Genomic DNA, 19,105 nt, shown 5'->3' on the forward strand with positions numbered 1-19,105 from the left:
ACATCCCTGCCTCCATCGACCTTTGAAAGCAGAGAATCATTCGGCTCACCGTTCGGCAAACGGAAACGCGCCAAATCACATAGATTCACAGCCTCTGAGAGTGACAAGGTTGGCACTGTGAAGATGACAAGTTTGGACGCTCAAAGCGAGCAGCCCACTCTTTCCGTCGGAGCTTGTACCGGTGTTCGAAGTCACGGAAGGCTTCCCAGTTCGGCTCGTAGCTGTTGCAGTGCCGGTTGCCTGCGTGCTTGCGCTTACGGAATAACTTGGCTTCAACGAGGCGATTGCCAGCCCTGATGATCGTCCGCGTGCTGCATTTTAGGATGTGAGCGGCCGTTTCTTCTGAGGGGTCACACCGGCCGGTCTTCCGATTGAAACTATCGATCAGAAAAACCGCGAACTGCTTCTCGGTACCATTGAGCCGTTCCGACATCGCAATGTGCTTGAAGGCAAGCAAGATATCGTTGGGTTGAAAAGGCATCGGCCAGCACTGTTCGGCGCCGGCTTACAGGCGGACGATCCGCGATCCAGCGCGTCGACAGCTAGCCAAGACACCACCGCCGAGTCTTGGAAGTTAAATGGAGGAGAAAAGCAGATAAATGGGGTCAGGCGGGATAACGCTCGGAATATCTCGTCGTAAGACGCTTTTCCTTAGAGGCCTCGCTGCCAAACCCGGCCGCTCGCGATACTCGAGCCCGCGCCGCGGCTGCGATCGATGTATGTTTACCTGCAAGGATATCTGCCCGCATCTCCTCGACCAGCTCTAGATCTCCTGCTTGATAGGAGCCGGAACCGGGAGGACGGCCAGCGCTCCGCTTGCTCTGAGGATCAAGCACTTGAGCTTTCTCAGCAATTACCTCACGCTCATGCTGGGCCGTGGTGGCAAGGTTCTTCCATTCGCTATCAAGCTCGGCAAGCTCTGCTGGTAGCTCTGGAGCATCACTTGCCCGGGCATCGTCGTAGTGACCAGTCCAAGGATCGACTTCGCTTTCGTGCGCCCCTTGGGTGGAGTGCTGTTTATCTAAAATGGGGTCTTCCAAATCGCCAAAGCCCCCCGTAGCCCAGTGGATGGCTTCTCGACGGACCGCAGCGGCAGTCCCACCGGGACAATCGGGGGGACCGAGGTGTCGCGCCTTTCTCACCAGACGACGTAGACTCGAGGCTAATGACCCGACGCCCGGAGGTAGCTCTACCTCATGGTGCTCACAAAACTTGCGTATCCCAGACTTGCTGACGATGATCCGATTGAGGAGCTTAGCTGCGTAGTCCCGATCAATCGGGGCGTGCACTCCGATATCTCTTTTCATCGCCCAATACATCTCGAGAACGTCGATCGGTTCGCCGCTCGGGAGCAGAAATGTTCCTTCTGGAAAATGGCCGGAGATCGCCCAGTCGCAGATTCGGCGCAGGGTGAGCAAAGGTAGCTCACCGCTTTGCTCCGACCACACATTCACCAGGTCCACGAAGGCTATATATTTTGAGGCGGCCATAACTCGGGAGAGAATCTTCAAATTGTCAGGCGGGGATTCTTCTTCCTTTCACTGCCATTTTTCAACCGAGACGCCCTAAAAAGCTGTCGAGTACACGGTCTGAGCCACTTGGGACTCAGTCCATGACCGATTCGGACAGCGACCTCCTCGAAATTGCAGCCATTCTTGCGGTCGCCCACCAGCGTCTTTCGGAGCGAAAGTCCAGTCAAAAAACCCGCTGTGGGACAGAAACTCTGCTCGACTGTGGCGAACGGTCTGAGGGTGATGTGGCCCGAAAAGCCCAGGAAGTTACCCCGTGAAAGAGTCCATTTTGTCGCAGTTGGCGGCCCTAAAGGGCGCCTCCGCCCCCGTTCTAAAGGCCCGCTGGCGCGAGCTTTTCGATACGGAGCCCCCTGCCTATAACCGCCGTTTCCTGGAGAGACGACTGGCCTACCGCATTCAGGAATTGGCCTATGGCGGCCTGAGCCGGGAAACCACCGAGCGGCTTAAGGCCATGGCCAAGCAATATGCCGACCAGAAGCCGGCAGACCGCAAAGCCCGGCCGGCTCTGCGCCCCGTTTCAGGGACCAAGCTGATTCGCGAATGGGAGGGCGTGGAGCACTGCGTCTCTGTTCGTCACGACGACTTCGAATATCTCGGCCGACCCTACAAGTCCCTGTCCTCGGTTGCTCGTCAGATCACCGGCACAAACTGGAATGGCTGGGTCTTCTTCGGCTTGAAAAAGTCGACGGGCAAATGAACTCCCGCAAGCGGCAAAAGGGCCGAGCCTCCTTATTCGCCAACTCCTTCGAGAGTGCAGCCACAGGCCGGCCAGGTGTCCGAAAGATCCGCTGCGCGGTCTACACCCGCAAGTCGAGCGAAGAAGGCCTCGACATGGACTTTAATTCGCTCGACGCCCAGAGAGAGTCATGTGAGGCTTACATCGTCAGCCAGCGGGCCGAGGGGTGGACCGCAGTTTCCGACCGTTACGATGATGGCGGCTTCTCGGGTGGCACCCTCGAACGGCCTGCTCTGAAGCGGATCATTGCTGCTGTCCAGGCCGGCAAAATTGATGTCATCGTCGTCTACAAAATTGACCGACTTTCGCGGTCGATGCTCGACTTCCTCAACCTTGTGGAGCTCTTTGAACGCCATGGGGTGACGTTTGTCTCGGTCACCCAATCGTTCAACACCAAGGATGCCATGGGCCGCATGGCGCTGAACATCCTCGTGACCTTTGCCCAGTTCGAGCGCGAGTTGATCGGGGAACGCATTCGCGACAAGGTTGCGGCCTCTCGCAAGCGCGGCAAATGGATGGGCGGCTGGACGCCGCTCGGCTACGAAGTCCGCGACCGCAAATTGCTCATTCATGAGCTCGATGCCGAGCGGGTTAGGGCCATTTTTCGGCGCTTCGTACAGCTCAAGTCCGCGACCCTGCTGGCTCGCGAGCTCGTCGCGGCCAACGAACGAACGCGATACGGACAACTCCTAGACAAGGGGGTGCTGTACAAGATCCTTCACAACCGGGTCTATCTTGGCGAGGCCGTTCACAAGGGCACCTCATATCCAGGCGAGCACCAAGCAATCATCGATCAGAAGCTCTGGGATCAGGTCCACGCCATTCTCAAGGAGAGCCCGCGCAAGCGCGCCAACAACAGCCGGGCACAAACCCCTGCCCTGCTAAAGGGTCTGTTGTTCGGGCCCGATGGCGCGGCGATGTCGCCAACCCACACCCGGAAATCCGGCCGGCTCTATCGCTACTACATCAGCCAGACTGCGATGAAGCAGGGTAGATCAGAATGTCCCGTCAAATTGGTGCCCGCAGCCGAGTTAGAGCGAATCATCATCGATCAAGTTCGGCGGTTGCTGCAAACACCCGAAGTGATCGTTCAGACCTGGCGTGCTCTCCGCAAGCAACCCGCTGATGTTAGCGAGGCGGAGGTGCGAAGCGCCCTGCTCGGCTTTGACGAACTCTGGGACGAGCTTTTTCCGGCAGAACAGGCACGGATCGTTGCGCTGCTCGTCGAGCGCATCGACATGCATGCCGAGCGCATGGACATCACATTGAAGGTCCAAGGCCTGACCTCGCTCTCCTCGGAATTGCAACTCCAGCCCTTCCAGCAGGCCGCCGAATGAACCGACCGACCACCCTCACCCTCGGTCCCATCGGTCGACCGAAGCTCAGCCGCGATGGCCGGACAATGGTTGTGAGCATCCCGATTTCATTGCGACGATCGGGTGGGCGCAAGCGCGTGGTTACTCCGGCAAGTGCGGAAGTCTGGTCGCCCCCGAAGCCTCAGGTCGACAACACATTAGTCAAGGCAATGGTGCGGGCGCATCGCTGGCGCAACATGCTCGAATCCAACCTGTTTAGCTCAGTGCGAGACCTCGCTAGGGCCGAGAAGATCAACGAGTCCTATCTCTGCCGGGTGCTTCGGCTGACCCTGCTCTCGCCGGCCATCACCGAAGCCATCCTGAATGGGCTGCAGCCGGAGGGGCTGGAGCTAGCACAGTTGTTGAAATCCATCCCTGCCGAGTGGGACGAGCAGCAGGCGGTGTTCAGCTCATCTGCCAAGAAGGCTGAAGCGCGTTAAAACCCCTTACAAGATGGAAGTGGTTTCAGCCGGCGCGGGTTCGCCCATCGAATGTTATGGAATTTTGCCGACTGATAAGCTTTGCGAGCAAGCCTTATCAGTGATGAATCGGCTCGAAAGTAAATAAGTCGATGCACTCAAGGGGGACGCCTGTCATTCGCGACGCTGGTGCGGATAAAGAGCTTCCCGCTGCGAAACGATCCTTGAAAACTCTAGCAAATTCAACAGAACATTCTACGACCACCGAGACAGTTGGACGAAATGGTGGACGTTTTCTAACGTTCCCCGGCCATCTCGGATCCACTTCGACTTCGCGCAAGGCGACGCGTTCACCAGAGAGCGCGAACGGCCACGGTTTTCAGTGCCTCAATAACACTCCGAAGCTCGCGGGCACTCTCTCCATGCACAATCACACCGCATTCAAGTGAGCGGTCCAGTGCGGAAGCCATGAAGTTACTAGATCCCACATAGTAGGCCGCTTGGTCTACCAAGACGACCTTGGCATGGAAAGTCTCCCGTCCTGAGGGTAGCGCCGACGGCAATGCATATTCATAGACCGCTACAGCAAGGCGCTTGAACTCTTTCTCGCGTCTGCGGAAGGCGTCGCCACAATGGGGTTCATTCAAGGGACGGCAGATGAGTTCTTTGGCGGCGCCCGGTCGGCAGGCCGAATATAGGTCGATGAGAAATTCGCAGCCGGCATCATCGAGGAACGGCGCCAACACGGTCAGCACGCGCTCTGTACCGTGCGCCAGATTCAGAAACGCGTCACGCGTTTGAAATAGGCGTGGCGGCAAGCCTCTGCGATTGATTTCTCGTCGCAAAGCACTGTTATTGCCCGGTTCAGTTATGACAACCCGCACGGCATCCGCGTCTTTGTGGCTCCGGAGATAAATCGAAACGCCGTCCAAGTTTGCCGCAAAGCGCGCCAACTGACCTGGATGCGCAACGATTCGCAAAGCGAATCCGTTTTCTACAGCAACACCCGTTCGCAGAAGCGACCGCTTCACGAGAGCTACTTGTTGCGCCGATACGCCTCCGACGCGCCCGGCGAGCTCTGCGTCCGAGCCGGAAATAGAAGTCGGCGTCTGGCTTAAATACTGCAGAATACGGGCCGCTTGGCCTGCAAGAGAATGCAGGTCCACCAGCAGTTCAGAGGCTATTTGATCATTTCGCAGCACGGGCATTTTCGAGCGCGAATTGCAAATAGCCTTTGATCCGCTCCTCACCTGAGAGAAAATCAGGCCGCCCCCGTCCGATCAGTGTTGACCGGCTGAGGTATTTGTTCGCCGTCAGGCAGATGACTTCCGGAATCATAATACAATCTGGACAGGCACCTCCTTTAGTCATGCAAAGATTTCCCAGATTACAGCCGAGAGACGTCGGAAAGTTTCGTAGGTAAGACAAGAACGCTTGATAATGATTTCGCCAGAGCGCGGAGAGATCGCCGAGATCGAGCGTCATTCCATTGCGATAGACGACAAACGCCAGATCGCACGGAAAAATGTACTCGCCCATCGAGCCAAGATCGAGACCGGAAAACTGTTGGATGCCCTGCATGACATAGTGGGAGTAAGAGTGCAGCAGTGCGTAGGTCATCGAGTATATGGTCGGACCGGATTTCCGTTCATGCTCCTCGAGATAGCCGCTCATTACCTTAGCGGAACCAAGCATGGCCGCGGCAAAGTTGCCGCTGAAATCGTCGAGCAGCGCCGCATCCGCGCAGCCCAACTCGGATTGGCGGAGCCATGCCCGGACGAGCTCCTCGTCGAGCTTGAAATAGTAGGCTTCGTTGGACTGCTCGAGCACATAGACCGGATGCAACGGTTCGTGGCCTGCGCGCACCTTGGGAAACAGATTCAGGCGCACGGGCATCATACGGTCGTGCTTCAAGACCTTGGGGCCGTTCTCGACGCGCGAATAGCCATAGCTGAACTTGCACAGATCGAACTTCGTAATGAGGCCGGCGCGTGTCAGCCCGAGCTGGCGCTGCGCCTCGTGTGCCGAAGTCACCATAATCTCTTTTTCGTTGGATGACGGCGGAACAAGCCATTCATCCGGATTGTCAAAATCGACGTAGCTGGCGCGGCCGGAAACAATATCTCCCTTGAGCTTGGTGTTCGAAAGAGCGGCGTGTTCAACGATTAGACGGAACGGATCGTATTTGCCGGACCATTCGTGCCGGTGATGTAGCTTATCGAGAATGTAGCTCGGTAACGCGCCCTTGCGGTTGAGCCAGCCCGATTTCGTCCAGCCCGACAACCGTTCGGCCTTAATGCCGGTGATGAACGTAAGGGCTTGCTCGTTCGTGCTGTCAGCGGCCAGCCGAAGGATGCTGTCGAATTCCGTTACTTCGGCATGCCGGCCTTTTTCCAAAAGCTGCGTCCTGATCTCATCATCGCTGAGAGCCGCACCTTCGAGCCCAATCATTCGCTCGATTGCCTGCGGGAGCAGGTGGGTCTGTCCGGGCTCCAACGCCTCAATGCCGGAACCTTCCGGGAAAGTGATGAACGTATCCGATTTGACAAAGTAAGCGGCCGACGCCGCGTAATTGATCTTCTCCATGGAGGCTTCGCCGGCGATGTTGCCGCCGGGAACGATATTTGCAGCGATCCGGCCGAGAGTCTCGTCGCACTTGTCGATCCAGGGATCCGGATGGCGCGTGCCACAAGCCGCGCAGGAGAACGACCAATTCGACAGAGCAACCTGGTCTTTGTTGAGTACGAACTGCCGGCTGCCACACTTTCCGCACATCGCGTAACGCTTAATGGGCCGCCGGGATGCCTGATCGTATACTGTCATATTTGGGCTCGCGGATTTCCACGAACCGGACCAGTGCGCAAAAATCACGTCGAGCTGTCCCCAGGAGCAATCTTTGGGATCGTCCGGGCGCTTCGGATGAGGGCACTTTTCAGCGAGTTCACTGAGCCGCTGACCCATCCGGCGTGGCGTTTCGGTCGCTTCGATCAGACCACACTCGCTGCAAATGAGTGTGGTCGGGTAAGGTAAGTAGCCCATCCGGTCAGGGCGCAGATAAACCAAGGCTTGTGGCCGGAACGTGTATTGCTGGCGTGTTGCATCCAGAAGGGAGACGTCCACGCAGAATTCCGGGAGCGGCCTCGGAGCTGGTGGAGTACTGTTCTCACGGCAACTTATCGCCTTATCGAACCACGCACGAGCTGCTTCGTTTATGCGCATTTCGATTTGAACGCGCGTGGTGGCGCTCGGCTTTGCGGGGGTGGCGTCGGGTGATGGTATAGCTTGGCAAGCGCCGGCTGCGCCCTCGAATGTAAAGTGTTGTCCCGGAGCATAGCTCATCGCGATCTGCGCCTGGGACCTTGTCATGGAAGGGCCGCGGGCGAATTCTTCCTCGCCATCCTCTTGCTTGGGTCGTCTTGCCATTCGCACTACTCCCCGGCTTCGCCTGCCGTCCACGCATTGTTTCCGCGCATCAAGGCCGACATGACCCGCCCAAGATCGCTCCGGTTGATGCGGTCCGAACCGCTGCCATAGCCGCCCTCGAGCATTCCAGCTTCGTTCACGTCGCGCAGACTCGTCATGGGCTTCGAAAGCGGACATGCCGGTTGGCGGAAGAATGTCTCTAACGTCTCGGTCCGCCAGTTCGACTGCTCCATAGCGGTGGTCGCGCTATCGAACAATTGCTCAATGCGGGCGACATAGAACGTCTTATTGATCGGCGACGTCGCGTGATAGAGGCCCACGCCGTCGACGACGAACTTGCGCAGGTCGTGAAGCAAGTTGATATGGTCGTTTCGCGAGCGGGTTCCGATTTCCCCGACATTATCGGGCTCCGCAAGCGCAGCCTTGTCGGCGGCACTCCTCGCGCCGTTCATGTTGGTGATGTAGTCGACCCCGCACAGTTTCAGCTGCAGAAACGACGCCAATGTGCGGTTGATGGCGTTCTCGGCCCACCGCTCTACCGGGGCAGCGTCAATCATACGCTCGAGGAAGCGGTGGAAGATGTCGTGGATTTCCACGACGTAGCGGTCGCGCCGCTGCTGCGGGGTTGGAATCAAAATGCTCGTGCCGACGTGGGTTCGTCCAACACGGGATGAGGCCTGAATATACTCCGCGATGTCCGCCGGCATTCCCGCAAAAAACATCATGTTGAACTCATCGACGTCGACGCCGTGCGAGATCGCGGACGTCGCGATCACGCCACGAAGAGAATCGCGCACGTTCTCGACTCGTAGAGGAGAGCCGACAGCAGGCTTGCTGGCGGCTTCATTGACGATGGCGCCAATGAGGCCCGCGTCAATGGCGCCCGTGATGAGTTGCGTCTTTACACCCGGAAACTCGCCAAGGCCGGCAAGGCGGTGATCGCGCCGAACGACATCTTGAAGCGCGGCTTTGACATTGTCGCCGCCCTTCTTGTTCGTCACATAAAGGAGTGCAATTCTGTTGAGATCGATGATAGCCGCGATCTCCGCATGCGTCGTGGATGGGTCAAGGATCGCGCCCCGGTGACTCGGTTGGAAGACGTCATCCGGCAGGACCTCGGCCATCGCATTACGGACTTGCCAGCGCGCGGCATCGTCGCCTTCGATCAGACGGGTAAGCAACTCCGAAATCGTCAGGTGAAATGCCGACAGGACGCCCACCGTCGCTGCGGTATGCGTCCGGCCATTGGTCATGAGCGACGCATACCGGCGCCGCGTGGGGCTCCGGTGTTCGGCATTCGGGCTGTTTTTGCGCGCGTTATCTCGCGCTTCGGGCCGGGCCAATCGGGAATAGAAGCTTTCGTAGAGATCGGGCCCCGACTGCGGGAATAACCGCACGCTTCGCTGATAGATCTGGTCGATTTGACGCTCGGGTTCCGTGACCGTGGCGGATGCCGCCACGATGCGCGGACCGCGATAAGGGGCAGACGCCGATGCGCCGGGGCGGTCCAAAAGCGGGGCGAGCGTGCGCAGCGCGTGATGGAAGGTGGTCTCAAACAGGCCGGAAAAGGTGCCGAGAGACTCATCGAGCAAATGCGCTTCGTCTTGAATCTCCAAGAGGGGATAAGGGTCAAGGAGCAGATGCTTTCCATCCCCGTAGAAGGGGAATACGGCTTCGCACCCGAACGCCTGCGGTCCCTTCCGGAATTGCTCTCGCGTGCTCGGCGAAATAAGCCGGCCTGTGTCGACGTGATGCCAAGCCGGAAAGCCGAACATGCCCATTACTCTGGCGATGGTCCGAGCACTTTGTCCGATGAGCGCAAGCTTATCCACGGTACCGAGAAGAACGCACGGCGTGTGGGCATAGATATCCGTATCCATAATGTGAATAGGCAGCGGCCAGGGCTGGTGCTTGGCTTGATGCTGCCGGTTCCATTCGCATTCCTTGTTGAAGCAGAAATGGGCCAGGCGCTCTTCGCTGCCTTCGTGAAACCGCCGAAGGCCAACGGTGGATTTGCGCTTGCCGTCGCTGCCAACGAACGAGCCGTTGCAAAATGGGCAAGCCGGGAGCCGCGACCATTTTTTGAGGTAGAGCGCATAGTCGCCCTTGCGGATATTTAGCTCATCCCAATCGTCGTCGAGCCGCGGTATCTCGCTCACACCGCGCGCGCTGGAGTTGTTCGGGGTGTTGTTTCCGCCAACCCAAAATCCGATGGCAAACTCATGTCCTTTGAGAGACTGCGATTGCTGGCTCCAGCTCCAGCGGACCCGCTGCGCGGCAGCCAAGACTTGCGAAAGGCGGAACGCCTGCTGGCTGGTTAAGAGGCGTAGCGGATAGCGCACCGCAGCAGTGATCCCGCGCAGTTTGCCGCGCAGCCGGTCAAACGCCAGCGAGAATACGAGAAGGCCGAAGAAGCTCTCCGATTTACCGCCGCCGGTAGAGAAGTAGAGCAAGGTAGCTTCGCGATCGTCGTTTGGCTCGTACGCGAATTCGTTGTTCTTCCAAGTGTCGAGCCGCGATACGACGGCAGGTAGTTGCGCCAAAACAAAAGCAATTTGAAACAAACGCCATTGGGCAACTTTTGAATTTTTCCGAGACCAAAATTCCTTGAACGTTTGGTTCATGAAACGCCATGCAGTTAACGGCAGGACTTCCTCGGAGTCGTAGGATTTTCCGCTCGCGGCCGATGCCGCTGCTAGTTCGAGGATGGCGACACCGCGGGCAATGGCGCGCCGCTCAGACTGCCAGGCGGGTAAATCGACCGTTTCAAACTGCTGCTTTTCACGTGCGAGATCAGCGGCATCGGTTTGAATATCGAGGCCCTGCTCATATGGCTTAGATACAGCGATATCGGAAAGCCAGCGGTCATACGCTTTAAGCAGCTCGCGCAAGAATGGCAGCCCGCCGTCCGGACCGCCCAAGGCGTCAAACACGGGCCCAGGCGAGGTCTCAAATTGTTCGGTCAGGGGTTGGAAGTAGATCGGAAGCGGTGTGGTCTCGAGGACGTGTGCGTCCGTGAACCGGCGGCGCCGGATGCCGCAATTGATGCCGAGGGCGTCGTGCGTGAGATAGCGGTTGTACCTATAGGAGGGCTCGATCCGCTCAAGGCGGATAGGTTTGTGAAGGTCGGGCGCGAACTCGACGGCGAGTTGAACCTGATAGAGCGTTGCGTCGGTCTCGCGTGCGGCCGCGTAATCGTTTTTAATGAGCTCGGATTCGTTGGCGAGGATGATTCGGATCGTGCGTTCTTGCGGATGCAACGGGTCGTCGAGATTCTCGTATTCTAGGACGGGTTCAATGTTAGGCCGCGCCAATCGTCGGTTCGTGCGCAGCCGCACGAGGGTATTAGGCCAAGCGACGACATCGGCGGGTGTTACCCGTTGGCTATGCGATCCGCGGCCACCAGGAAAACCCCACAGGAGGCCACCGGAAGCCGCGTCTGGATCAGCGGCCCACGCGTCGATGGCATCATCAATCGCCTTCTTCATCGAACCATTGAACGCAGTAATCGCTTGCTCGATGGCGGCATCGTCCCGCGAAAGATCGATGCGCAAGGTACCGAAGTTGACCGGCACGCGAATCCATTTTTGCGGAATTTGCTCGGGCTCCGTTAAAACGGCGGGTGGTGGGTGTGGTGCGCCCGGTCGAACCTCGAACTCAAAGATGCGCAGGGTATCGCTTTCGGCGCTTCCGGCATTGTTTCCGGATTTCTCAATGTCGGTGCCGTCACCGTCTGTTGTGGCGCTGTCGTCGGCGACGTCGTCCGATGCCGACTCATCGCTCACCGAGGGGTCATCGTGAGCGCCTCTTTCATCGGAATCGGGAAGCACGGAAACAAGTGCCTCCCGCTTCGGGACTTCGCGCAGAACGGCGGAGCCGATGCGGAGTTCGGCGAGCGCGGCTATCTGGGCTCTCTCCGTTGCCGCTTCTTTGATGGCTTGCCAGGCAGCGCTCTTCTTACCTTCAGCACCCAGTAATTCACGGTTCTCGATCTCTGCGTCCCGCAGCGCATCGCGCCGGTGCCGCATGATGACGGAGCGCGCATCCTTCGAAAGCCGGAATACTACGGAGCGGTGCTGGAGATCCTCAACGGACGGCAATATCCGGAGATAGATGCACGCCTTCGGAGACACCGCAATCGATCTGTCCCGGCGGTCGGCAATCTGAAACGTCATGCCAACGGTGCCGACATGTGAAGGCGACGTTACGTCTTCCTTGTCCATGTAGGTTGCCGCGCCGGGCGATGGTTTACGACGGGGCAATAAGGTCTGGGTGAGCAGTAACTTCGACGGCTTCTCGCGATAGACAATGCGCCCCGACTCGCCAGCGCCGCGGAGGCGATCAAACGTCTGATGCAGAATGGCCGACGCCACCGCCTCTTTTGACGTGTGGTTCAATTGCCCGGTGGCTGGATAGGTGAGATCGGTCATGACACTGCCGCCTGGACTGAGTTCGACGAGTGACGCGTGCTGCTCTCAAGGTGTTTCTCAAGTACGGGGTATACGTTCTCCAACGCTTCGCTGCGCAGACCCCGAAGCTTGTCGAAGGTGACCCGGTGCGTGTGCATCAGGCTGTCAGGATCGAGCAGAAGGCGATCGAAGAGCGCCCGGTTGGTGTGTCCGTCGCGCTGGAGCGCGGAGCGAACGATACGAATGGCACTTGAGAGGGGCCGGGCCATGAGGCCTGCGCCCATCAAATGCAGGAAGGCTTCAAAATGAGCTGGGTCGCTGGCGGCATAAGGCGTGTCGACGTCAAGGCGCTCGGCCGCTTGCAGCCAGTAATCGACGGCTTGCTTACCGATAGAGGGTAATGCGGGATTCGCTTCGAACAGCATCTCGTGGATGCGAGCCGCCGTAGGGCGTTTGCCCTCTTGGGTGCTCAATCGTTCGATGCCGGACTTCACGTAAGCCTTGTATTGATCGACCATCGCCTGTTCGAGCGTACGGCCGCGGTCGTCCTTCTCGCGCAGGATGGCTTCGATCTCTTCACGTATGGAGTCGGACATCACGAAGACTGCATCGCCAAGTTCTATAGACCGTGCTTCGTGCGGATGGAGTTCCTGGCTGACCGGATCGAGAACGTAAAACGTGGTGCCGGGTCCTGCGGCGACCCTGCCATAGCCATCCAGTAACATGTACCCCTGGCCAGTAAACGGCAAAGCAATCCTCGGTCGATCGGGATCGAGCTTCAGCGCAATGGAAATGTCGCCGACCTCCTTGGGTGCCCGTGGCAGGCCAGCGGAGAGACGCACAATGCGATCTTGGAAGGCGTGGTATTCGGGCATGCCATTGACCACTTTGAGGATCCGGCCGATGGTCACGACATCCTGCCCGGCGACCAGCAATCGAAACTGCTTGGAAGCGAGCGGGTCGCCAACGTAAGCACGCGTACCGGCGATGGGTGACGCCGCCCAAACCACACAGGTCGGATGCCTTGCCACCAACTCGCTTGCATACCGGCTGGATGTTGTCACACGCAGTTCCGGCACGCCTTGCGTAAAGCGGCCAGGTTCGGTCAAGTAATCCAGCAAGAGAATGTTGGCTTGCTGGGCATCTTCCGGATGGCGGAGAACCACGAGGATATCCTCGTTACGGCTCGATTCATCCAGCAAACGCTTTAGATAGCGGAGAAGCGGCGTTCCGGTTCGCAGCGCCGAAGCCAGAGAGAGGCCATCAGCCAGATCTCGCTCAATGTCGCCGCGTGCGTGTCCGCCGCGCCCTTCCGCGATCAGTCCCTGTGCCTTGTTAAAGTGTGGCTCGAACGAATGCCGTTCGCGTTTTATGCGATGATAGGCATCGTGTGTATCCGCATAAGGTGCGAGAAGCTCATCTGCGGTTGATGCTGTAAGCGCCATGCCCTTCAGCGCCACGGCGGCATCAATCAGTGTGGACCTTAGCGGATTGGCCGGTTCAAGTTCGTGCGAATGCCGCCATATCCTCGTCGCGACGACGCATTCTTGTGATGCGACCGTAACAACTTGGGGCGGCGGAGCCGGTTGAATGGGAGCTGGAACCTCCCAGCCTTTGCCGCGCGATGACCATGTGAGCCGATGAACCTGAACGCGCGTGCCGAGGGGACCCGCATCGCGTCGGTTTTCCGCGGCACTTCGAAGGAACGAATAGCGGAGCGGGCAATCGGTAACGATCAACGTGCGCCGGGGCGTGAGATTCCGCTGCAGCTCCAGCTCGTGAAGAAGGTCTCTCAAAAGATCGCTTGCATCCCGGCCACGAACGGCGTGGGTCGTCATGTCGATCACGACAAGATCGATATTTCCCGGTAAGCATCGTAGAGCTTTGCGGCGCGCAGCTTGGTCAAAATGCGACGGCATCAGGAACGCAAAGCCGGAGCTACGGTGGGCCGAGGTCAAAACGTCAAGGTGCGAGCGGATCGATTGCAGGCGGCTTAGATCGAAATACCGCTTAAATCCTTTGAGCGTCTTTTCGTCGAAATCTCGCCAGAATGTGTCATCGTTCAAGGCCACGGCATGAGGAACGATTGAAATCAAGGGCACGGCAGTAACGTTGGAATTGCGGGTATCGCCTAGGAACATCAGAAAGTGTGCATCTGGCCCAATGGGGTGCGCGGCACCATCGCCGCGCCCATCAATGCCGCTTCTGAAGACTCCGCGCGCTTGCAACCGGGATGTGCGAGCAACCACCCCCGAAAGTGTCTGGAGAGCCGGACGGCCCATGTTCATAAATAAGGTACGGGATGCTTGGCGCACGCGCCCGCGGCAGACTTCGCGAAGCATCCACGGCAAGATCATGCGGGGCGGAATATGCGGCCACGCAACGCTCAAATGGAGAGGACAATCATCCGCGGCGACCTTGTCGAACAGATCGACAAGTAGTTTGAGCTCGGCGTTCGGCTCTTGCTGAAGAACCGAATAATCAAGGTCATCGTGGGCAATGGCAGCGGACGCGGGAGCAGGCTCGGGAACGCGTTGTTCTTCTTTCTGTACCTGTACCGGCGCAGTCTCGGTCACTTTCCTCAAGCGGCTCAGAAGGGAACGCGCGCGTTCGGCGTTCGCCGCGGCAATCTCGGCATGGTTGGGTTGCTTTCTTTCCCATGGAGAACGCTTCACGATAGCCTCTGCGTCTCTGACCTTTCAAAGAGTGTTTTCCAATCGCGCGCGACGTATTTTTTCAGAGTACCGATGCGGCACCCGTACAGCACGGCGATCATATCGAGGATGGTGTCACGGTCGCCGCGCTTGCGCGCAGCCTTGAACTCGGTGCGCCAGCGCTTGTCGAGTTTGCGCCAGCGCGGCAGTGGGACCTTGGCAATGTGTTCTTTCTGGAATCGATGGAAGCTGTTTTCCGTACCCGAGGCCATCCCGGCCACAAACAGTCCCAGTACGCCCGCAGAGAGAAAGACCAGAAGGTCTTGGAGCGGCCATTCTTTGCTTCGGATCTGATAGACGCCACCGCCCGCGCAGCAGCCTTTCCGATCGATTCCGATGACCGGTACAGCCGAAATGTCGACGATCAGCAGCTTGCGAGCCTCATACCATTCCGGTTGAAGCGCATCGATCGATCGCCACCAAATCTTAGCATTCTTCGCTTTTGCGCGCGCCTTGAGCGCGTCCTTGTGGCGATACAAGTACCGGCGAAGACGTGGATATCGTGTCAGCGCCACGGGCTTGCCGGAGCGGTCAAAGACATTGACGATCTTGGTTCCTGACCACTGCACAACGCCATTCTTGATCGATCGGGCATTCACGAATGGTAGGAGACGGCTCTTCTCGACAATGTCGTTTGGGCCATCGACAAGGAAGGTCTCGTTTGAACCGGTCGCCGACCCCACGCGAACCAAACACCCGGCTTGTTCCAAGGTCGGAAACTTGTTGCGAGCCCGTCGTACAGTGGCTGCAACATCGCCGCCGACGTTGAGAATCAAGGGAGAGTTTGACGGAGCAAACTGACGGGTCGTGGACGCGGAAACACGGGCGCTTTTGCCCCTCGTATTCATGGAAGCGATGTAGGTTGCGCCCGAGCGGCCATTTTGAAACACGAAGAAGTGCGGGTAAGCGTCTGCCGGCGTTTCAAAGCTGTCGATGTTGCTGAAGTCGGAGATCGACTTGATGTGTCCGCGGGACGTGAGCGCCTCGCGAATACTTCCACCATAGACGTTGCGGGTCCACGTGCCCGGGCAGAGAAAGCCGAGTTGTCCTCGCGGCGCGAGCAGCTCGAGCGATTTTTCGATGAAGGGTATGTAAAGATCGGCTCGCTGCTTGAAGGAATCGAATCGCTTTCGATAGGCGTCCCGTAGGGACGACGGTACGGCGTCCCAGCGAATGTAGGGCGGATTTCCAACAACATGCGAGAACGCGCCCTTGAGATTTGCCTCGAGGAAATCTTCGTTCCTGACCCAGGCACGCACGATCTTGCGCGCGGAATCCTTATCGATACCGGCTTCATGCAACGCGCTCGCGCACCGCTGCCGCAAAGCCGCCGCGACGATGGGGTCGATTTCGAACGCCCGGATATTGTCGGCCAGCGCTTCAGCCGGCTGCCGGAGCTTGCGGTTGTGGCGAACTAACCGCGGGATAAGCGGTAGAATGAACGCCCCCTGCCCGGCTGCAGGTTCTAGCAGCCGAATGGACGATAGGTTCCGAGGCAGGTCGAGCCGTTGGAGGCACAGCCGGGCAATATCGGCACGCGTGAAGAACTGACACAGTTCTCCCTGCCAAGGCCGGTCTACCCCGGCGCTCTCCGCGACGTACCCCTCCATCCCCCGCCCCGAACAACTGGTTGAGTCTTCGGGAAGACTATACAGTTGATATATGTGCCGGCCACTAGATATTGTGCGGTGGATGATCAGACTTTCGGCCGAATGGCGCCAAGTTGGGCCGACCGGAATGATTCACGAACAATCCGCGCACTTCTAATCCGCTCCCTTCGGAGATGCCTAGAGCGGGTGAAGAGCAACGAACCCGGCCACACTCACTGACAAGCTTTTGTTAGAAACCTCAGTGCCTGAGCGCACCGCTGCCGTCGGAATGCATAGGCGATCGAATCCGCAAATTCCGAATCGATTGGCATAGAATCGGAGTCCTTCGTTCTCATCGGTTGAGCGAGAGAGATCCAAACCGCCGCGCAACGAAGCCGTTGTTTTTCCGAGAAATGCCGTACTAGACCAATTTTGCGGGTTCTAAGATTCGGAGAAAATTCGGTTCTCCGGCTTCATCGAGGCCCCTGCTGGATGAAGGATGGGAGTTCTCCGCCCGCAGAAAAGCAGGAAAACGGCCGAGTTTCTGGCCTGTCTCCAGCTCCAAGTACGAGACGATTTTGGTGGGGTGGCGGAGAGAGTGGGATTCGAACCCACGGTACGGTTTCCCGCACACACGCTTTCCAAGCGTGCGCCTTAAGCCACTCGGCCATCTCTCCGGAGCGCCCTCTCTTGAAGGGGCGCCGATGATTTTGCAAGGGATCGAAGGGGAATCGGGTGAATTTTCCGCAACCTGTTGTATTTACGCGATAATATCTGGCGTCGCACATGCCTTGAACCGTTTGGCGGCCGAACCCGTGGCGGGTCTGGCGCGACGATTCACGTGAGGACGCCAACCACGACCGGGGACGCCATGACCATCCGCAAGACCATCACTGCGCTGAGCCTGATATCGGCCCTTGTCCCCGTCTTCGCCGTGCCGGCCCTGGCCCAGGTCTGCACCCGGCAGGGCGTCGATGTGAGCTGCAACGACGGGCGGCGCGGGGTGCTGTCCGGCGATGCCATCATCTGGCCGGACGGCACGCGCTCCAGCGCGACGCCGCATCCAAGCGTGATCATCGGCAACAAGAGCTCGGTCCATGTCGGGCCTGGCGTGTTCGTCGGCCAGGGCAAGGGGATGGTGCCGATGGACGATCCCAATGCGCCGAACAAGCGGCAGTGTGCGATCCTGGATGGGGTGTCGTATTGTTATTGAATGTCGTTATTTGCGGCTAGCCGTCATGCCCGGGCTTGTCCCGCCTGCGCGGCCGAAGCCGCTTCGGCGCGGCGAAGCCCCGGGCATCCACGTTCTTAAGGACGAGGAGTGACGTGGATGGCCGGGACAAGCCCCGCCATGACGCAGGATCCTAAATCAACCGCACGCCTGATATCGCCGACCTCAGCCAGCGCAGTGCTTGCGGCGGCTGCGCTGCGAGCGGCGCCTCCGCGGCCTTCTCGGTCCGGCACTTCTCCAGTTCCGCGACGAAGTCGGCCGACCATTGCTGGATGGTGTGGCCGCGCAGCTTCTTCATCATCGCGTCCCAGCGCATCTTGCGCTCGGTGAGCGGCATTGCGGCCGCGACCGCGATCGCGCGCGCCATGCCGTCGATGTCGTGCGGATTGACCAGCAAGGCGGTCTCGAGCTCGTTGGCTGCGCCCGCGAACTTCGACAGCACCAGCACGCCGGGATCGGCCGGGTTTTGCGCGGCGACATATTCCTTGGCGACGAGGTTCATGCCGTCATGCAGCGGCGTCACCACGCCGACCTGCGCTGTGCGATAGAGACCAGCAAGCACGGCCTGGCTGAAACCTTTGTTCAAATAGCGGATCGGCGTCCAATCCACTTCGCCGTGGCGGCCATTAACGTCGGTGACGAGGCGCGCGACCTCGTTCTGGAGATTGCCATAGGCCTCGATCGCGCCGCGCGAGGGATTGGCGATCTGAAGCAGCGAGATGCTGCGCGCAAATTGCGGCTGATCCGTCCACAGCCGGTCGAATGCGCTGATGCGGTTGACGAGGCCTTTCGAATAGTCGAGGCGATCGACGCCGATCGCGAGCCGCTCGCCGTTGAGGCTGCGCCGCAGCCGCGACACATCGGGATGCGATGCCGATTTTGCGGCATAGGCCGCGAACTTCTCCGCATCGATCCCGATCGGAAATACCTCGCAGCGGGTGCGGCCATGCTGAGAGATCGCAACGCCGTCCTCGATGGTGAGGCCGAGCTCGCCGCCGACATAGCCGAGAAAGTTCTGGCAATCCTCATTGGTCTGGAAGCCGAGCAGATCGTAGGCCAGCATCGCCGTGATCAGCTCACGATGATTGGGCACGCCTTGCATCACCGCAGCGACGGGCCACGGCGTATGCAGAAAGAAGCCGATCGGATCGTCGACGCCGAGATTACGCAGTTCCGCACCGAGCGCGAGGAAGTGATAATCCTGCACCCAGAACGCGGTCTTGGTTTTTCGGAAGCGCATCAAGGCGCGCGCCATGAAGGCGTTGACCTCGCGATAGCTGACATAATCTTCGCGCGAGACGCGGATCAGATCGCTGCGCGAATGCAGCGCCGGCCACAGCGCCGAATTGGCAAAGCCCTCGTAATAGCCGCCGTAATGCGCTGCCGGCAGATCCAGCGTCGCAATCGCGCCCGTTCCCAGTGCTTCGATCTCGGCGAACGGTTCCTTCTGATGGCCGTCACGCACCCGGCCCGAAGATCCCACCCAGATCGCGCCCGAATGTTCCACCACCGGCAACAAGGCCGCCGCGAGGCCGCCCGTCATGGGCTCGTTAGGCTTGCCGCGCGCGACGCGATTCGAAACGACGACTAAGTTCACAGGTCGTCCCCTCCTGTTTCATTCCACCCCATTTAACTGCCGTTCATCAATATGGTTCCTGATCATCGTTTCAACCAATTGAAACCAAAATCGGGCGCGC

12 protein-coding genes and 1 tRNA gene are annotated in these 19,105 nt (G+C 58.9%); 5 read left to right on the top strand and 8 right to left on the bottom strand.

Annotated elements, in window-relative coordinates:
* Positions 1–605: 605 nt before the first annotated feature.
* The gene (locus tag IVA81_RS37480) at positions 606–1,511 is read right to left on the bottom strand and encodes a hypothetical protein (protein WP_247327564.1); all 906 of its coding nucleotides are present in this window, start codon (positions 1,509–1,511) and stop codon (positions 606–608) included.
* A 101-nt stretch (positions 1,512–1,612) separates the two neighbouring features.
* On the opposite strand from IVA81_RS37480, the gene IVA81_RS37485 reads away from it, so the two are divergent.
* The 4 genes from IVA81_RS37485 to IVA81_RS37500 are packed head-to-tail and all read left to right on the top strand — an operon-like array spanning position 1,613 to position 4,063.
* Positions 1,613–1,789: a hypothetical protein gene (locus tag IVA81_RS37485; protein WP_247327565.1), complete on the top strand. Its 177-nt coding sequence runs from the start codon at positions 1,613–1,615 to the stop codon at positions 1,787–1,789.
* Positions 1,786–2,229: a DUF2924 domain-containing protein gene (locus IVA81_RS37490; protein ID WP_247327566.1), complete on the top strand. Its 444-nt coding sequence runs from the start codon at positions 1,786–1,788 to the stop codon at positions 2,227–2,229. Before IVA81_RS37485 ends, IVA81_RS37490 begins: the two co-directional genes overlap by 4 nt.
* Complete coding sequence (locus IVA81_RS37495) at positions 2,226–3,605, top strand: recombinase family protein (protein ID WP_256469426.1); 1,380 nt, start codon at positions 2,226–2,228, stop codon at positions 3,603–3,605. Before IVA81_RS37490 ends, IVA81_RS37495 begins: the two co-directional genes overlap by 4 nt.
* Complete coding sequence (locus IVA81_RS37500) at positions 3,602–4,063, top strand: hypothetical protein (RefSeq protein WP_247327567.1); 462 nt, start codon at positions 3,602–3,604, stop codon at positions 4,061–4,063. Before IVA81_RS37495 ends, IVA81_RS37500 begins: the two co-directional genes overlap by 4 nt.
* A gap of 329 nt (positions 4,064–4,392) precedes the next feature.
* Here IVA81_RS37500 and IVA81_RS37505 read toward each other — a convergent pair whose 3' ends face one another.
* From IVA81_RS37505 to IVA81_RS37530, 6 genes are all read right to left on the bottom strand, one after another.
* Positions 4,393–5,250, bottom strand: coding sequence for a phospholipase D-like domain-containing protein (locus tag IVA81_RS37505; protein WP_247327569.1), 858 nt, complete (start codon positions 5,248–5,250; stop codon positions 4,393–4,395).
* Positions 5,231–7,465, bottom strand: coding sequence for a hypothetical protein (locus IVA81_RS37510; protein WP_247327571.1), 2,235 nt, complete (start codon positions 7,463–7,465; stop codon positions 5,231–5,233). The genes IVA81_RS37505 and IVA81_RS37510 overlap by 20 nt, the downstream gene beginning before the upstream one ends.
* A gap of 5 nt (positions 7,466–7,470) precedes the next feature.
* Positions 7,471–11,895, bottom strand: coding sequence for a helicase-related protein (locus tag IVA81_RS37515; protein ID WP_247327574.1), 4,425 nt, complete (start codon positions 11,893–11,895; stop codon positions 7,471–7,473).
* On the bottom strand, positions 11,892–14,549 hold the full coding sequence (locus IVA81_RS37520; protein ID WP_247327578.1) for a hypothetical protein: 2,658 nt from the start codon (positions 14,547–14,549) through the stop codon (positions 11,892–11,894). The genes IVA81_RS37515 and IVA81_RS37520 overlap by 4 nt, the downstream gene beginning before the upstream one ends.
* The gene (locus IVA81_RS37525) at positions 14,546–16,198 is read right to left on the bottom strand and encodes an Eco57I restriction-modification methylase domain-containing protein (protein WP_247327580.1); all 1,653 of its coding nucleotides are present in this window, start codon (positions 16,196–16,198) and stop codon (positions 14,546–14,548) included. The genes IVA81_RS37520 and IVA81_RS37525 overlap by 4 nt, the downstream gene beginning before the upstream one ends.
* A 566-nt stretch (positions 16,199–16,764) precedes the next feature.
* A tRNA-Ser gene (locus IVA81_RS37530) sits at positions 16,765–16,854 on the bottom strand.
* Positions 16,855–17,048: 194 nt separating this feature from the next.
* Here IVA81_RS37530 and IVA81_RS37535 point away from each other — a divergent pair.
* Positions 17,049–17,390 (top strand): hypothetical protein, encoded by a 342-nt coding sequence (locus tag IVA81_RS37535; RefSeq protein WP_247327583.1) that lies wholly within the window; start codon positions 17,049–17,051, stop codon positions 17,388–17,390.
* 151 nt (positions 17,391–17,541) lie between these two features.
* Here IVA81_RS37535 and IVA81_RS37540 read toward each other — a convergent pair whose 3' ends face one another.
* Positions 17,542–19,005, bottom strand: a complete 1,464-nt coding sequence (locus IVA81_RS37540; protein ID WP_247327586.1) for a trehalose-6-phosphate synthase — start codon at positions 19,003–19,005, stop codon at positions 17,542–17,544.
* Positions 19,006–19,105: the final 100 nt, after the last annotated feature.

Source organism: Bradyrhizobium sp. 141 (assembly GCF_023074055.1).
Classification (GTDB): domain Bacteria; phylum Pseudomonadota; class Alphaproteobacteria; order Rhizobiales; family Xanthobacteraceae; genus Bradyrhizobium.

Coding starts and splice junctions, on each gene's coding strand:
- IVA81_RS37485 (WP_247327565.1), top strand. CDS start 1,613: ATGACCGATTCGGACAGCGACCTCCTCGAAATTGCAGCCATTCTTGCG.
- IVA81_RS37495 (WP_256469426.1), top strand. CDS start 2,226: ATGAACTCCCGCAAGCGGCAAAAGGGCCGAGCCTCCTTATTCGCCAAC.
- IVA81_RS37500 (WP_247327567.1), top strand. CDS start 3,602: ATGAACCGACCGACCACCCTCACCCTCGGTCCCATCGGTCGACCGAAG.
- IVA81_RS37505 (WP_247327569.1), bottom strand. CDS start 5,250: ATGCCCGTGCTGCGAAATGATCAAATAGCCTCTGAACTGCTGGTGGAC.
- IVA81_RS37510 (WP_247327571.1), bottom strand. CDS start 7,465: ATGGCAAGACGACCCAAGCAAGAGGATGGCGAGGAAGAATTCGCCCGC.
- IVA81_RS37515 (WP_247327574.1), bottom strand. CDS start 11,895: ATGACCGATCTCACCTATCCAGCCACCGGGCAATTGAACCACACGTCA.
- IVA81_RS37525 (WP_247327580.1), bottom strand. CDS start 16,198: ATGGAGGGGTACGTCGCGGAGAGCGCCGGGGTAGACCGGCCTTGGCAG.
- IVA81_RS37535 (WP_247327583.1), top strand. CDS start 17,049: ATGACCATCCGCAAGACCATCACTGCGCTGAGCCTGATATCGGCCCTT.